Raw genomic sequence first — 15,503 nt, 5'->3', positions numbered from 1 at the left:
GAAACGAAATAAAAACTTAAAATAATCCATTTCTAATTTTAGCATAAATGACAATTAGACAAATAGATTTTAGTATTTAGTTAATTAACTAAATACTAAATCTTAGAGGTGTGAAATGTGAACGAATTATTTAAAGCATTATCGGATCCAACTCGAAGGAAAATTTTAGATCTATTAAAAGAGAAGGATTTAACTGCTGGAGAAATCTCAGAACAATTCGATATGTCAAAACCTAGTATTTCGCAGCATCTTAAAATATTGAAGTCAGCTCAATTAATTCAAGATGAAAAGAAGGGGCAATTTATTATTTACTCTCTAAATATGACGGTTTTCCAAGAAATTATAAGTTGGGCGTATAGTTTTAAAGAAAAAAATTGAGAGGTGACTTATTTTGAAAAAGCATATCATAGCAATTTTACTATTTGTTTCTTCACTAGTATTATGGATTATTAACTTTCATAATTTACCAAGTCAACTACCAGTTCACTGGGATTTTTCAGGTAATGTTAATAATTACGATTCAAAAATGCAAACGTTTATCGAGCTACATGCGATCATGCTTTTCGTTTATTTATTGCCAATTGTAACTCCGAAGATTGATCCAAGAAAAGAGAATTATAAGTTATTCCAAAAAAGCTTGTACTTTATGGCTACAGGGATTTTATTAATTTTCTTTTTAATTAATATGAGTGTTTTATTTTATGGATTAGGTTATGACGTTCATATTGGCTCAATGAGCTTTCTCTTTATTGGCCTTTTGTTTATGTTTTTAGGAAATTATATGCCTCATGTTCGTTCGAATTATTTTATAGGCGTCCGAACACCATGGACATTAAGTAATGAAAATGTTTGGAAAAAAACTCATCGAGTTAGCGGTAGATTATTTATGATCATTGGGTTATGTTTCTTATTGCTTTATTTTATACCAGTGAGTAACAAAGGAATAATTGTCATTCCATTGATTATATTTTTAGTTGGGTTCACAACTATATACTCATATATTGCCTTTAAAAAGGAAATGAAAAATTAAATTAAGCTGTTTTTTTACAAAATTTGGAGAATGTTTTTGAATTTATTTTAGAAAAAATTTAATTTCCCTTTAAAGTATGGTATTGTAAAGAGTAGAGCAAAAGAGTTGGAGGAATATAATTAAAATGATTACAGTAAGCAATGTTAGTTTGCGTTTTGCGGACAGAAAATTATTTGATGATGTTAATATAAAGTTTACACCAGGTAACTGTTACGGTTTAATTGGTGCAAATGGTGCGGGTAAATCTACTTTTATTAAAATTTTATCTGGTGATATTGAGCCTTCAACAGGTGATGTAATTGTAACGCCAGGTGAGCGTCTTGCAGTATTAAAACAAAACCAATTTGAATATGAAGAGTTTGAAGTTCTTCAAACTGTTATTATGGGTCATACTCGTCTTTTCGAAGTAATGAAAGAAAAAGATGCAATCTACATGAAGGAAGACTTCACTGAAGAAGATGGCATGAAAGCTGCAGAACTTGAAGGTGAGTTTGCAGAGTTAAATGGTTGGGAAGCAGAATCAGAAGCTGCGATTTTATTAAAAGGTCTTGGCATTACAGAAGACTTACATGATAAAAAAATGGCTGAATTACAAGCAGGCGAGAAAGTAAAAGTTTTACTTGCTCAAGCATTATTTGGTCAACCAGATATTCTTTTACTAGATGAGCCAACGAATAACTTAGATCTTAAAGCTGTTCAATGGTTAGAAAACTTCTTAATTAACTTTGAAAACACAGTTATCGTTGTATCACATGACCGTCACTTCTTAAATCAAGTATGTACGCATATGGCTGATTTAGATTTTGGTAAAATTCAACTTTATGTTGGTAACTATGATTTTTGGTATGAATCAAGTCAATTAGCTCAAAGATTAATGTCTGATGCTAATAAGAAAAAAGAAGAGAAAATTAAAGAACTACAAGGATTTATTGCTCGATTTAGCTCTAATGCATCAAAAGCAAAACAAGCTACTTCTCGTAAAAAACTTTTAGATAAAATTACGCTTGATGATATTAGACCATCTTCTCGTCGTTATCCATTCGTTGGATTTACGCCAGAGAGAGAAGTTGGGAATGATTTATTAACTGTTGACGGAATTTCAAAAACAATCGATGGTGAAAAAGTATTAGATAATGTGCGTTTTACTGTTAATAAAGGTGATAAGATTGCGTTTGTTGGTAAAAATGACGTTGCAATTTCAACTTTATTTAAAATCTTAATGGGTGAAATGGAGCCAGATACTGGTTCATTTAAATGGGGTGTAACAACTTCACAAGCATTTTTCCCTAAAGATAACTCTGAGTTCTTCGAAAAAAGTGATATGAACTTAATCGAATGGTTACGTCAGTTCTCTCCACAAGATGAGTCTGAAAGCTTCCTACGTGGTTTCTTAGGACGTATGCTATTCTCAGGAGAGGAAGTAATGAAAAAAGCTTCTGTTCTATCTGGGGGAGAAAAAGTTCGTTGTATGCTATCAAAAATGATGTTAAGTGGAGCAAACGTATTAGTATTAGATGATCCTACTAACCACTTAGACTTAGAGTCAATTACGGCATTAAATAATGGTTTAATTGCATTCAAAGGCACAGGTTTATTCACATCTCATGACCATCAGTTCATTCAAACAATTGCAAACCGTATCATTGAAGTAACACCAAACGGTTTAGTTGATAAAGAGTGTACTTATGATGAGTTCTTAGAGAACAAGGATTTACAAAAGCAAGTAGAAGAGTTATATAAAAAGTAATTCCAACGAAACAGGCCTTTCACGTTGAAAGTGAATCTTTGTGAAAAGAGTGAAACCACTAATCAATTGATTAGTGGTTTTTCGTACTTTCATCTTGTTTTCATATTTGTTAAACTATAAAAAAGGGAGGAGAAAAAATGTCTGAGTTAAATGAAAATAAGTTTTTTAAAAAGTATTTAAAGAAAGCTTCTTCCTATTTAGGAAATAAAGAAAAATCAACGAATTTATTGAAAAAAGCAGCTAAGCTGGCACCAGATAAAAAAGGCGCGCTAGGTGAAGCTTGGGGAAAAGTAAATTTATTTATCGATCTATTTAAATCATATATTAATGGTAGTTATAGAGATATTTCCACAAAATCAATTTTGACAGTAATCGGGGCATTAATTTATTTTGTCAGTCCTATTGACGCAATACCAGATTTTATCGTAGGCTTAGGCTTTTTAGATGATGCAACGATTTTAGCGTATACATTTAAACAAATTAACAAAGATATTGAAAAGTATAAAATTTGGAAAGAAAATAATAACGAAAAAGATGATTTAATAAATTTAGTGGAAATTGAAGAGTCAGAGCAAGATCATGAGCTAAAAGATTAAAGTTTAAAAATCAAAATTAAAATAAGGTTGCCCATTATTTATTAATGAGCAACCTTTTCTATACTGTTTAATAATGTACATGACTATCTTCTTTTGACCAAACAATGAAAGGGTTTTCGATATCTTTGACTTTAATCATAATTTGTTCACTAGGGATTGTTCGATCTTCATATGGCAATGAAAGTTCATTATAAATATGTGCATCATCAAATCCAATTTTTGCAGCATCATCTTTTGTGAAAAAATAATATATTTTTGAAATTCTAGACCAATAGGCGGCACTTAGACACATCGGGCATGGTTCACAGCTAGTATATAAGACAGCATCCTTTAATAAATATGTACCTAAATTTTGACATGCGTTTCGAATTGCTTGGACCTCTGCATGTGCAGTTGGATCATTTAAAGTTGTGACTCCATTTACGCCGGCACCAATTACTTTTCCATCTTGGACAATAACTGCTCCAAATGGCCCACCATTCTTATTTAATAAGTTTTCGTAAGCAAGTCTAACACTTAATTTAATCCAATCAGAGTGATTCAAACTAACACCACCTTTATAGTAATAAGGGCGAAAGGTAATTACATTTATCTAATCTCTTAAATTAATATAAATAAGTAGTCAATCAAATTGGTTAATCGATATACAATTCTTTAAATCAACCATTATATTAAAAAGGGTATCTTACTTATTTGTACACTCTATTAATGTATTTAAGAACATATTTAATCAATATAAAGTAAGAATATTCATTTTTTATATGAAAAATAATAATAGAGTAATATAATTCAGACAAAAATTTTTAATATAAAAGTTAGTGCTTAACGAGATAAGAAAACTTATAAATATTGAAAATGTCGAATAATTTATTCAGGAATTTAAAGGAGTTATTTGAACCGATTTAGAATATGTAATCGGTTACAACTTTTTTAAGGATGTGTTTCGAATGAAGAACTTCGGAAATTATATTCAATTGCAAGTTTATAGTGACGGGAAAAAAAGTGAGATTCCTGTTAGATTTGAGGATTTAGAAAAGTTAGCACAAGATCAATTAGAGGAAGGACCTTTTTATTATATAGCTGGGGGCGCTGGTAGTGAGCGCTCGATGAATGAAAATCGTGTAGCATTTGATAAGTGGAAAATTGTACCGCGTATGTTACGTAATGTGGCTGAGCGTGATATTAGTATAAATTTATTCGGCAAAACATATAATTCGCCAATTTTATTTGCTCCAATCGGTGTTCAGTCGATTGCGCATCCAGAAGGGGAACTTGAAGCTGCTAGAGCAGCAGCAGAATTGAATATTCCATACATTACTAGTACTGCATCTACTTACTCTTTAGAAAAGGTTTCAACTGTTCTAGGAAACTCACCTAAATGGTATCAATTATACTGTAGTAGTGATATGGAAATAGCAGCAAGTATGATGAAACGGGCTGAAGCAAATGGCTACGAAGCGATTGTTATTACGCTTGATACCTCGATTATGGGTTGGAGAGAAAAAGATATTGAAAATGCATATTTACCATTTTTACAAGGCCAAGGTATTGGTAACTATTTAGAGGATCCTGTATTTCGCTCACGCTTAACTAAATCACCTGAAGAAGATCCACAGTCAGCCATTTTATTATGGACAAGACTATTTGGCAATCCGGCATTAACATGGGAAGATTTAGCATTTTTGCGAGATCAAACTAAATTACCTATTTTATTAAAAGGGATTTTACATAAGGACGATGCGATGCTTGCTCTTGAATATGGTATGGATGGCATTATCGTTTCAAATCATGGTGGTAGACAAGTTGATGGAACAATTAGTACTTTAGATGCATTAGAGAGTATTTGTAGTGAATTAAAAGGTAGATTACCGATTTTAATGGATAGTGGCATTAGAAGGGGATCAGATGTATATAAAGCATTAGCAATCGGTGCTGATGCAGTATTAATTGGTCGACCGTATATGTATGGCCTAGCTCTTGCAGGTAAAAACGGGGTAGTCCAAGTAATGAAAAATATTTTAGCTGATTTTGATTTAACGTTGGCTTTATCCGGACAAAAAAGGATCAGTGAATTAAAGCCATCTTTGTTAGTGAAAGAAAACCTTAGTAAACATTTTTAAAAATTAAAAAGAGCGATCTCAGTGAGTGCTTAGACTAATGAGTCGCTCTTTATTTTTTAGCATAGAATTATGCTGCGTTCTTTAGTTCAGTATTTTCTTTAACGAAAAACTTTTCCATCATACATCCAATTACAAAACCGATTAAACCAGGTATTACCCAACCGAATCCTTTTTCTTGCATCGGAACAATCGATAATAATTCATTTAGTCCGTTATTTAAAAATGATGAATTGATAATCTCGATTAAGCTATAAATTCCAACAAATAAAATTGTTATTAAATAAACAGGTCTACCTTTAAATGGTAATTGATCATGTAAAAGTGCTAGTACAATCAGCGCAATTGCCACTGGATATAAAAGTCCTAATATTGGAACAGATACTTTTAATATTTGCGTAAGTCCTAAATTTGCTACGAATCCACTAACAAAACATAATAAGATTGCCCATTTTTTATAAGACAATTTAGGGAAAATACTATTAAAATATTGAGAACATGATGTGATTAAACCAATACAAACACTTAAACATGCAAGTGTAAAAATAAGTCCTAAAACAATCGTTCCACCATTGCCGAATAATTGATTCATTACTGTTGTTAAGACGATTGCTCCATTGTCAATTTGTCCAGTAATCGTTGCTGAGGCACCTAAGTAGCCAATTATAAAATAAGTCATCGATAATAATAATGCACAAATTAAACCGAAAATAATTAAATACTTAATTTGTAATTTTTGCTTTGTAACATTTAATCTTTGAAAAATATTGATGAAAACAATCCCGTAGATTAATGCGCAAATCCCATCCATTGTTTGATAGCCATCTAAAATTCCCTGTGAGACAGGATTAGATTTGTATGTTAAGGATGCATCCTTAAAACTAGATAAATCTGTAAACATTGTTTTGATAAAAACAATAAAAATTAAGATTAGTAAAGCTGGAGTTAAAATTTTACCGAATCTGTCAACTAATTTTGAAGGTGATTTAGCAAACCAATAAACGATACTAAAAAACACAATCGTATAAATTAATAGTCCTATTGGCGAAATAGCCAAACCTTCGGACAAAAATGGTTTAACTCCCATTTCATATGCCAGACTACTAGCTCGTGGAATTGCAAGGCCAGGTCCGATTGACAAGTAGATTGCCATCGGGAAGAGAAGCGCAAAAATAGGATGTACTCTCTTTACAAGCGTATCAAAATTACCGGATTTTGCGATTGCTATAAATGCTAAAATCGCAATGCCTGCATCCGAAATAATAAATCCAATAATTGCTTGCCATACATTCTCTCCGGCTGCTTGTCCGATGTATGCTGGGAAAATTAAATTACCAGCACCAAATAACATAGAAAATAACATAAATCCAATAAACAGTATTTCTTTTTTTGTTAAAGTATTCAAATAATTCACCTCAAACATAGTTGTTTTTTAAAAATGATTTTCTCATTCTATCAAAAAACAATCCTATTTACTACAAAATCTTCTAAAATTCTTACAATTTTCATATAGAATGAAAAAAAATTTCTTTTGTCCTAATTTTTATTTCTTAAAGCATAAGTAAACTTGTCCTTTAACTATATATACTTATAGGCTTTTTTAAGGGAGGACTAGAATGATCCAATTTCAAGATATATCTTTTAGGTTTTCCAATGGAAAAATTGCAGTTCAGGATTTATCTTTTTCAATTCAATCAGGTGAATGCTTTGTTTTAATTGGCCCAAGTGGCTGTGGAAAAACAACAACAATTAAATTAATAAATAGATTAATTAAACCAACTGACGGTGAAATTTTTTATAACGATAAAAACATTAAAGATTATGATGAGCATAAGCTGCGGAGAGAGTTTGGATATGTACTTCAACAGATTGCACTATTTCCCCATTTGAATGTTGAAGAAAATATTTCAATCGTACCAGAATTAAAAAAATGGAACAAAGCACAAATAAAAGAACGCACTCGAGAATTATTAGAATTAGTAAAATTAAATCCTTTGGAATTTAGTAAAAGACAAATTTCAGAATTATCTGGTGGCCAACAACAGCGGGTAGGTGTAGCGAGGGCTTTAGCAGGGGATCCAAACTTATTATTAATGGACGAACCATTCAGTGCATTAGATCCGATTACAAGATTACAATTACAAAAGGACCTGAAGCAATTAAAAACTAAGATTAATAAAACGATTCTTTTTGTTACTCATGATTTAGACGAGGCATTTTATTTAGGAGACCGAATCGGGATCATGCACGATGGTGAACTAATTCAAGTAGGTACGAAGGATGAAATTTTAAATAATCCAGTCAATCCTTTTGTTGATCAATTTATCGACAATTATCGTGGTAAAGCTGTTGTAAAGGAGGGAATATAAGATGATTCTCACTTCATTTACAACGACTCTTGCAAATAGAAAAGAGCAATTATTAACTGCTTTGTTAGAGCATATTCAAATTTCAGTATTTGCACTAATTATTGCAATAATTATAGCTGTCCCAATTGGAATTTACTTAACGAGGAAGAAAGTTCTCTCTGAATTTGTAATTGGAACGACAGCAGTTATTCAAACGATTCCTTCATTGGCACTGTTAGGGATTTTAATACCATTGGTTGGTATTGGAAAGATTCCAGCAGTAATTGCGTTAAGTGTTTATGCATTATTGCCGATTTTGCGAAATACATATACCGGAATTAAGGAGATCGATCCGATCCTATTAGAAGCAGCAACTGGGTTAGGGATGAACGGTAGACAAAGACTTTTTAAGGTTGAATTACCATTAGCATTACCAATTATGATGGCGGGAATTCGAACTGCGATGGTCATAATTGTTGGAACTGCAACAATCGCTGCCTTAATAGGAGCTGGAGGTTTAGGTAGTTTAATATTATTAGGAATCGACCGAAACGATATGAATTTAATCATTATAGGGGCAATACCATCTGCACTTTTAGCCATTATATTTGATTTTATTTTAATATTAATAGAGAAGAGGAGTTTTAAGAGTTTTTCATTAAGAATAATAACTGCTAGTTTTATTTTATTAGCATTATTATTTTCTCCATTAACAATTAAATCTTGGAATAAAACGGATCTAGTGATTGCTGGAAAATTAGGTGCTGAACCAGAAATTATAATGAATATGTATAAATTAATGATTGAGGATGAAACGAATCTAAACGTTGAAGTTAAGCCCAATTTTGGTAAAACAACATTTGTATTTAATGCATTAAAAAAAGGTGACATTGATATTTATCCAGAATATACAGGTACGGTCATTTCAACTTTTTTGAAAGAAAAGGCTGCTAGTAATGATGCAAATGCAGTATATGAACAAGCTGCTGAAGGTTTAGCAAAAAAGTATAATTTGAGCTATTTGGAACCTATGAAATTTAATGACACTTATGCATTAGCTGTTCCTGAACACATTTCAAAACAATTTGGAATCGAAACAATTTCAAATGCAACCAAAGTAGAAAATCAGTTAAAAGCAGGTTTCACGTTAGAATTTACAGATCGTGAAGACGGATATTTAGGATTACAAAAATTATATGGATTGAAGTTCCAAAATTTAAAAACGATGGAGCCAAAATTGCGATATGACGCAATTCAATCGGGCGATCTCTCAATAATCGACGCGTATTCAACTGACAGTGAGCTCCAAAGTTATAACATGAAAGTGTTAATCGATGATAAAAATTTATTCCCACCATATCAATGTGCACCTCTACTGAGAAAAGAAACACTTAAAAAATATCCAGAAGTCAAAATTATATTAAATAAATTAAAAAATAAAATAACGGATGATGAAATGCGAGAAATGAATTATAAAGTAAATGTTGGAGGAAAATCTGCCGAAAGTGTTGCTAGAGAGTTTTTGAAGGATGAGGGTTTGCTAAAATAAACGAAATGGACTGTCTTATTGGTCAGGGGAACTGATCAAAGCGGTCCTTTTTTGTTGTAATATGTTTGAACGTAAAGCTCTGATCTATCACAATTTATATTTTTAGCAGATTCGTAGCGATTTTTTATTCGATATAGATAGAATTAGTGGGAAATTGCTAGTTTTCTTTTAAAGTGTATGAACATATGTACAGTTTTTGGGATGAAATACCTTAACTTGTAGGGGGAATTTTGTATCTTAAATTGCACTTTTGCTAGATTTAATTGCAGATTCATTAATTTTATTTGCAGTTCGCCGTTTATTTGCAGCTTTTCATCCCTTAATTGCACCTGACGGATCCCTTAATTGCACTCCACCGTTTATTTACAGCTTTTCATCCCTTAATTGCACAGACAGATCCTTTATTTGCACTCAACTAAGACTTATTTGCAGTCGGCCGTCTATTTGCACCACTTCAGACCAACTAATAAAAAAGAGGGTTGCCTAAATAATCGGCTACCCTCTTTTTGTTATCACACGATAAGAATTTTAATGTTTAATCATTATAGGCTCCTGTTAACATCTCACTTACAAAAGAATCATTTTCCCATTCTTCATAAGAGAAATCTACTGAATACTCCTGATCGGATTTTTCGTCTTTAATCTGAATGTCAAAATGATTACTCATTACTTTCAACACTTCATTGATTTCGTTAACAGTCCCATTAATTTGTAAAGTAGCCATTTTTACTCGCCTCCGATTTTAATTTACAGAAAATTCTGTATAAAGTAATCATATGATAATCCTTTTAAAAAGATTTTTCAAGGGTAGAATTTTGTCGAAAAATTATTTTAAAAAAATGTAAAGGTTTTCATTGTTGATTTACCAATATTTGTACAACATTTGAATAAAATGTGAATTTTAAATTTTCTAAAAACTTATTGATTTATTTAGTAGATTGGAATAAAGTAAGTACAAATATTTTAACTCTTGAGGAGGATTAACCGTGACAGAGCAACAGATTTTTTTAAATGGTGAATTCGTTCAAAAACAAGATGCTAAAGTTTCTGTATATGATCATGGATATCTATATGGAGATGGAGTATTCGAAGGGATTCGCGTTTACGATGGCAATGTATTTCGCTTAAAAGAACATCTCATTCGATTATATGAATCAGCAAAATCAATTTTATTAACGATTCCTTATTCTTTAGAAGAGTTAACACAAATTGTTGTTGATACAGTAAATCGAAATAATTTACATAGTGGTTATATTCGACTCGTCGTCTCAAGAGGTGAAGGAAATCTTGGATTAGATCCAACTTCTTGTCCAAGAGCAAATGTTGTTGTCATTGCAGAACAACTAGCACTGTTCCCACAAGAACTATACGAAAATGGTATGGAAATTGTAACAGTAGCAACGAGAAGAAATCGAAGTGATGTATTAAATCCACAAATTAAATCTTTAAATTACTTAAATAACATATTAGTAAAAATTGAAGCGAAATTAGCTGGTGTTCAAGAAGCATTAATGCTAAACGATCAAGGCTTTGTAGCTGAAGGTTCAGGAGATAATGTCTTTTTAGTAAAAGGGAATAAGTTAATTACTCCACCGAGTTCAGCAGGTGCATTAGAAGGAATTACTCGAAATGCAATTATGGAATTAGGTGACACATTAGGTTACGAAGTTGAGGAAAAATTGTTCACTAGACATGATGTTTATATTGCCGATGAGGTTTTCTTAACAGGAACAGCAGCTGAAGTAATTGGCGTATCTAAGGTAGATGGACGAGTGATTGGTGATGGAAAACCAGGACCAAATACACAAAGATTATTAAAAGCATTTCGTCAATTAGTAGTTGAAGATGGAGAAAAAATTTACGTAAAACAAGGGTGATAAATTGTGCGAAGTGACATGATCAAAAAAGGAATCGACCGTGCGCCGCATCGTAGCTTATTATTAGCGGCAGGTGTAAAAGAGGAAGATTTTAATAAACCATTTATAGCGATTTGTAATTCATATATTGATATTGTTCCAGGTCATATTCATTTAAGGGAAATGGCTGATGTTGTAAAACAAGCGATTCGCGATGCTGGCGGAGTTCCATTTGAGTTTAATACGATTGGTGTCGATGATGGAATCGCAATGGGGCATATCGGAATGAGGTATTCTTTACCAAGTAGGGAAATCATTGCCGATGCAGCCGAAACTGTCATTAATGCACATTGGTTTGATGGAGTATTTTATATGCCAAACTGCGATAAAATCACACCTGGAATGCTAATGGCAGCTGTCCGTACAAATGTACCAGCAGTTTTTGTATCAGGTGGACCAATGGCAGGTGGGCTATCTAAAGATGGAAAGGCTCTATCTCTTGCTTCAGTATTTGAAGGTGTAGGTGCTTTTAAATCAGGAAAAATGAGTGTAGAAGAATTACTCGATATTGAAAAGTCAGCATGTCCTACATGTGGATCATGTTCAGGAATGTTCACAGCAAATTCAATGAATTGCATTATGGAGATGCTTGGTGTAGCACTACCATATAACGGAACAATACTTGCAACTAGTAAAGACAGACATCAGTTAATCCGTGATGCAGCTTATCATCTAATGGATTGTATTGAAAATGATATTAAACCAAGAGATATTATTACAAAAGAGGCAATAGATGATGCATTTGCACTAGATATGGCAATGGGTGGATCGACAAATACTGTTTTACACTTAATGGCCATCGCAAATGAAGCAGGAGTTGATTACGACTTAAAGGATATAAATGACGTAGCTAGAAGGGTACCTTATTTATCTAAAATTAGTCCTGCTTCGCACTATTCAATGCATGATGTTCATTTAGCAGGTGGTGTTCCAGCAATTATTAAAGAACTTACTACCATTCCTGGAGCAATTAATAGTGACCGCATTACAATTACGGGAAAAACTTTATTCGAGAATGTGCAAGAAGCTACAATCACCGATAGTGAAGTGATTCGTAAAAAAGAAAATCCTTATTCACAAACAGGCGGATTATCGATCTTACATGGGAATCTAGCCCCCGACGGAGCAGTTATTAAAGTAGGTGGTGTTGACCCTTCAATCCAAACATTTATTGGTGAAGCAATTTGTTTTGACTCACACGATGAAGCTGTTGAAGCGATTGACAAAGGTCTCGTTAAAGAGGGTCATGTCGTTGTCATTCGATATGAGGGTCCAAAGGGTGGACCTGGAATGCCTGAAATGCTTGCACCAACTTCATCAATTGTTGGAAGAGGCTTAGGAACAAAAGTTGCGTTAATTACAGATGGTCGTTTTTCAGGAGCTACTAGAGGAATTGCAATTGGACATATTTCTCCAGAAGCGGCTGAAGGTGGACCAATAGCATATATTGAAGATGGCGATGAAATCATAATCGATCTTTTATCAAGAAGTATTACATTATCAATTTCAAACGAAACATTAGAATCTCGTAAATCATCATATAAATTACAGGAACCAAAAGTTAAAACGGGTTATTTAGCAAGATATGCAAAGTTAGTTACTTCTGCTAATACAGGTGGAATATTAAAAATATGAAAAAGCATTGAAAGAGAAAAGTAGTTATGAAAAGGATCTTCAGAGAGTCGGTGGCTGGTGTGAACCGATGACCTTGATTAATGAAACTCACTCTTGAGTGTCAAGCTGAATTATTTGTAATGTAAGCTTGAACGTTGGTCACGTTATAACCAGATTTTGGTTAGCCAAAATCCCAAAGTTAGGTTATTAACCTAAGAAGAAGGGTGGTACCGCGAAAAGTCTTTCGCCCCTTCAGCATCTGCTGAAGTGTGGAGTTATGGCTTTTTTTATTGCGAATAAATGGGTAAATTTTATCCAAAAATGGAGGGGAAAGTAGAAATGAGTCATCATTCGATGAGAACTCTGTCAAAAGAATTGTCAGGTGCAAATTTACTAATTGATGCTTTGAAAAATGAAAATGTTGAAATGATTTTTGGTTACCCTGGAGGGGCAGTATTACCATTATATGATGCACTTTATGATGCTGATATTCCTCACATTCTAGCAAGACATGAACAAGGGGCCATCCACGCTGCAGAAGGATATGCACGAGTGACTGGTCGACCAGGAGTTGTAATCGCAACAAGTGGACCAGGTGCTACAAACGTTGTGACTGGTTTAGCAGATGCGATGATGGATTCATTACCACTAGTTGTTTTTACTGGTCAGGTTGCTACAAATGTAATCGGAACGGATGCATTTCAAGAAGCAGATGTGATCGGAATTACAATGCCAGTTACAAAACATAACTACCAAGTGCGTAATGTTGAAGATGTCCCACAAATCGTAAAAGAAGCATTCCATATTGCTTCTACAGGCCGTCCAGGTCCAGTTGTCATCGATTTACCAAAAAATATGATGGTTGAAAAAGGAGTAAAAAAGGACGAAGTAGAAGTTCATTTACCAGGTTATCAACCGACTTATGAACCAAATTATATTCAAATTACAAAGTTAATTGGTGCAATTGAAAAAGCTAAAAAACCAGTCGTATTAGCTGGAGCAGGAATTTTACATGCAAAAGCAGCTGATGAGTTTACTGAATTTATAAAAAAATTTAATATCCCAGTTGTAAATACGCTCTTAGGGCTAGGTGGATTTCCAGCAAATGAGGAATTATTCCTAGGAATGGGGGGCATGCACGGAACTTATACAGCAAATATGGCAATGTATGAAAGTGATTTACTAATTAACATCGGAGCAAGATTCGATGATAGGTTAACGGGTAATTTAGCACACTTTGCTAAAAATGCGATTGTAGCACATATCGATATAGATCCTGCCGAAATAAACAAAGTTATCCCGACAAATATTCCAATCGTTGGATGTGCTAAGGAAGTTCTGAAGGTTCTATTAAAACAAAAAGTAGAAAAACAAGATCATAGTGAATGGTTAGAGCTACTTAAAAGTCGTAAAGAAGCCTTTCCTTTACAGTATGAACCGAGTAGAGAAGTTATTAAACCACAAACTGTCTTAACTTTACTCCATTCGATTACAAATGGGAAAGCGACGATTTCCACGGATGTAGGTCAACATCAAATGTGGGCGGCTCAGTATTATCCTTTTGACGAACCACATAAATGGATCACTTCAGGTGGACTCGGAACGATGGGATTTGGTTTACCAGCTGCAATTGGAGCACAATTTGCAAAGCCTGATGAATTAGTTGTAGCGATTGTAGGTGATGCCGGATTCCAAATGACATTGCAAGAATTGAGCATGATTAAGGAACATAATTTACAAGTTAAAATTTTAATTTTAAATAACGCAGCTTTAGGAATGGTAAGACAGTGGCAATCAGCTTTTTATAATGACCGCTTCTCTAGTTCTCTATTAGACTGCCAGCCTAGTTTTACGAAACTTGCTGAAGCTTACGGTATTAAAGGGATGACAATCTCAGATCCAAATTTAGTTGAAAGTCAATTAAGAGAAGCAATTGAATTTGATGGGCCAGTTTTAATTGATTGTCGAGTTCATCAAGCTGAAATCGTTACACCAATGGTTCCACCTGGTAAAGGAATTCATGAAATGGAAGGGGTGAAATAATGAAACGGGTCATTACATCAACTGTATTAAATAACAGTGGCGTACTTAACCGAATTACAGGAGTGATCTCGAGAAGACGCTTTAATATCGAAAGTATTTCTGTAGGACATACTGAACAAGATCATATTTCAAGAATTACGTTTGTCGTACATGTAGAAGATTTACAACAGGTTGAACAATTGATTAAACAGCTTCACAAGCAAATTGATGTGATAAAAGTAGCAGATATAACAGAAGAATCAGTTATTGCTAGAGAACTAGCCTTAATAAAGGTGAGTACAAATGCAGCTACTAGAAATGAAATTTATAGTCTAATAGAACCATTTAGAGCCTCGGTTATTGATGTAAGCCGTGATCAGATTGTCGTTCAAGTTACTGGTACTTCTGATAAGGTAGAGGCTTTGATTGAATTATTAAGACCTTTCGAACTAAAAGAAATAGCTCGAACAGGTGTAACCGCATTTACTAGATCTGCTAAACATAAGGAGCATGCTCAAAAGCTACTCTCTTATTAAATAAAAATATAAAAATATAAAACAAAAA

The 15,503-nt window shown here is 33.3% G+C and carries 14 protein-coding genes and 1 other annotated feature; of the genes, 11 read left to right on the top strand and 3 right to left on the bottom strand.

What is annotated here, in order from left to right:
• Positions 1–117 precede the first annotated feature (117 nt).
• The 4 genes from COI44_RS19860 to COI44_RS19845 all read left to right on the top strand — a co-directional run bounded on the left by COI44_RS19860 (position 118) and on the right by COI44_RS19845 (position 3,373).
• Positions 118–378, top strand: a complete 261-nt coding sequence (locus COI44_RS19860) for an autorepressor SdpR family transcription factor (RefSeq protein WP_098429484.1) — start codon at positions 118–120, stop codon at positions 376–378.
• 13 nt (positions 379–391) lie between these two features.
• Complete coding sequence (locus COI44_RS19855) at positions 392–1,030, top strand: SdpI family protein (RefSeq protein WP_098429483.1); 639 nt, start codon at positions 392–394, stop codon at positions 1,028–1,030.
• A 124-nt stretch (positions 1,031–1,154) separates the two neighbouring features.
• Positions 1,155–2,777, top strand: a complete 1,623-nt coding sequence (locus COI44_RS19850; protein WP_098429482.1) for an ABC-F family ATP-binding cassette domain-containing protein — start codon at positions 1,155–1,157, stop codon at positions 2,775–2,777.
• Positions 2,778–2,914: 137 nt separating this feature from the next.
• Complete coding sequence (locus COI44_RS19845; protein ID WP_098429481.1) at positions 2,915–3,373, top strand: YkvA family protein; 459 nt, start codon at positions 2,915–2,917, stop codon at positions 3,371–3,373.
• A 67-nt stretch (positions 3,374–3,440) separates the two neighbouring features.
• On the opposite strand, the gene COI44_RS19840 is transcribed toward COI44_RS19845, so the two are convergent.
• Positions 3,441–3,917: a nucleoside deaminase gene (locus tag COI44_RS19840; protein WP_098429480.1), complete on the bottom strand. Its 477-nt coding sequence runs from the start codon at positions 3,915–3,917 to the stop codon at positions 3,441–3,443.
• 403 nt (positions 3,918–4,320) lie between these two features.
• Here COI44_RS19840 and COI44_RS19835 point away from each other — a divergent pair, with 403 nt between their 5' ends.
• On the top strand, positions 4,321–5,493 hold the full coding sequence (locus COI44_RS19835; RefSeq protein WP_098429479.1) for an alpha-hydroxy-acid oxidizing protein: 1,173 nt from the start codon (positions 4,321–4,323) through the stop codon (positions 5,491–5,493).
• Between the two features lie 67 nt (positions 5,494–5,560).
• Here the strand turns inward: COI44_RS19835 and brnQ are convergent, their stop codons facing one another.
• Positions 5,561–6,895, bottom strand: a complete 1,335-nt coding sequence (gene brnQ / locus COI44_RS19830) for a branched-chain amino acid transport system II carrier protein (protein ID WP_098429478.1) — start codon at positions 6,893–6,895, stop codon at positions 5,561–5,563.
• A gap of 211 nt (positions 6,896–7,106) precedes the next feature.
• On the opposite strand from brnQ, the gene COI44_RS19825 reads away from it, so the two are divergent.
• Both COI44_RS19825 and COI44_RS19820 read left to right on the top strand, forming a co-directional pair.
• Positions 7,107–7,859, top strand: coding sequence for an ABC transporter ATP-binding protein (locus COI44_RS19825; protein WP_098429477.1), 753 nt, complete (start codon positions 7,107–7,109; stop codon positions 7,857–7,859).
• 1 nt (position 7,860) lies between these two features.
• On the top strand, positions 7,861–9,387 hold the full coding sequence (locus tag COI44_RS19820; protein WP_098429476.1) for an ABC transporter permease/substrate-binding protein: 1,527 nt from the start codon (positions 7,861–7,863) through the stop codon (positions 9,385–9,387).
• Positions 9,388–9,922: 535 nt separating this feature from the next.
• On the opposite strand, the gene COI44_RS19815 is transcribed toward COI44_RS19820, so the two are convergent.
• A complete protein-coding gene (locus COI44_RS19815) occupies positions 9,923–10,111 on the bottom strand; it encodes a hypothetical protein (protein ID WP_056477121.1) in 189 nt (62 codons plus the stop codon).
• Between the two features lie 262 nt (positions 10,112–10,373).
• On the opposite strand from COI44_RS19815, the gene ilvE reads away from it, so the two are divergent.
• The 4 genes from ilvE to ilvN all read left to right on the top strand — a co-directional run bounded on the left by ilvE (position 10,374) and on the right by ilvN (position 15,475).
• Positions 10,374–11,264, top strand: coding sequence for a branched-chain-amino-acid transaminase (gene ilvE, locus COI44_RS19810; RefSeq protein WP_069032489.1), 891 nt, complete (start codon positions 10,374–10,376; stop codon positions 11,262–11,264).
• Positions 11,265–11,270: 6 nt separating this feature from the next.
• Complete coding sequence (gene ilvD / locus COI44_RS19805) at positions 11,271–12,938, top strand: dihydroxy-acid dehydratase (protein ID WP_098429475.1); 1,668 nt, start codon at positions 11,271–11,273, stop codon at positions 12,936–12,938.
• Positions 12,937–13,172: a binding site (T-box leader), on the top strand. It overlaps the preceding gene by 2 nt.
• A 99-nt stretch (positions 13,173–13,271) precedes the next feature.
• Positions 13,272–14,960 carry an acetolactate synthase large subunit gene (gene ilvB / locus COI44_RS19800; RefSeq protein ID WP_286164012.1) on the top strand — a complete coding sequence of 563 codons (1,689 nt, stop codon included), beginning with the start codon at positions 13,272–13,274 and terminating at the stop codon, positions 14,958–14,960.
• Entirely contained in the window at positions 14,960–15,475 is a 516-nt protein-coding gene (gene ilvN, locus COI44_RS19795; protein ID WP_025671139.1) for an acetolactate synthase small subunit, read from the top strand. Before ilvB ends, ilvN begins: the two co-directional genes overlap by 1 nt.
• The last annotated feature ends 28 nt before the right edge of the window (positions 15,476–15,503 follow it).

It is taken from the genome of Bacillus sp. AFS088145, assembly GCF_002564465.1.
In the GTDB taxonomy this organism is placed as follows: Bacteria; Bacillota; Bacilli; order Bacillales; family Bacillaceae_G; genus Gottfriedia.
This window is presented reverse-complemented; position numbering and strand designations above follow the sequence as displayed.

Coding starts and splice junctions, on each gene's coding strand:
- COI44_RS19850 (WP_098429482.1), top strand. CDS start 1,155: ATGATTACAGTAAGCAATGTTAGTTTGCGTTTTGCGGACAGAAAATTA.
- ilvN (WP_025671139.1), top strand. CDS start 14,960: ATGAAACGGGTCATTACATCAACTGTATTAAATAACAGTGGCGTACTT.
- ilvB (WP_286164012.1), top strand. CDS start 13,272: ATGAGAACTCTGTCAAAAGAATTGTCAGGTGCAAATTTACTAATTGAT.
- COI44_RS19845 (WP_098429481.1), top strand. CDS start 2,915: ATGTCTGAGTTAAATGAAAATAAGTTTTTTAAAAAGTATTTAAAGAAA.
- COI44_RS19815 (WP_056477121.1), bottom strand. CDS start 10,111: ATGGCTACTTTACAAATTAATGGGACTGTTAACGAAATCAATGAAGTG.
- COI44_RS19835 (WP_098429479.1), top strand. CDS start 4,321: ATGAAGAACTTCGGAAATTATATTCAATTGCAAGTTTATAGTGACGGG.
- COI44_RS19820 (WP_098429476.1), top strand. CDS start 7,861: ATGATTCTCACTTCATTTACAACGACTCTTGCAAATAGAAAAGAGCAA.
- COI44_RS19825 (WP_098429477.1), top strand. CDS start 7,107: ATGATCCAATTTCAAGATATATCTTTTAGGTTTTCCAATGGAAAAATT.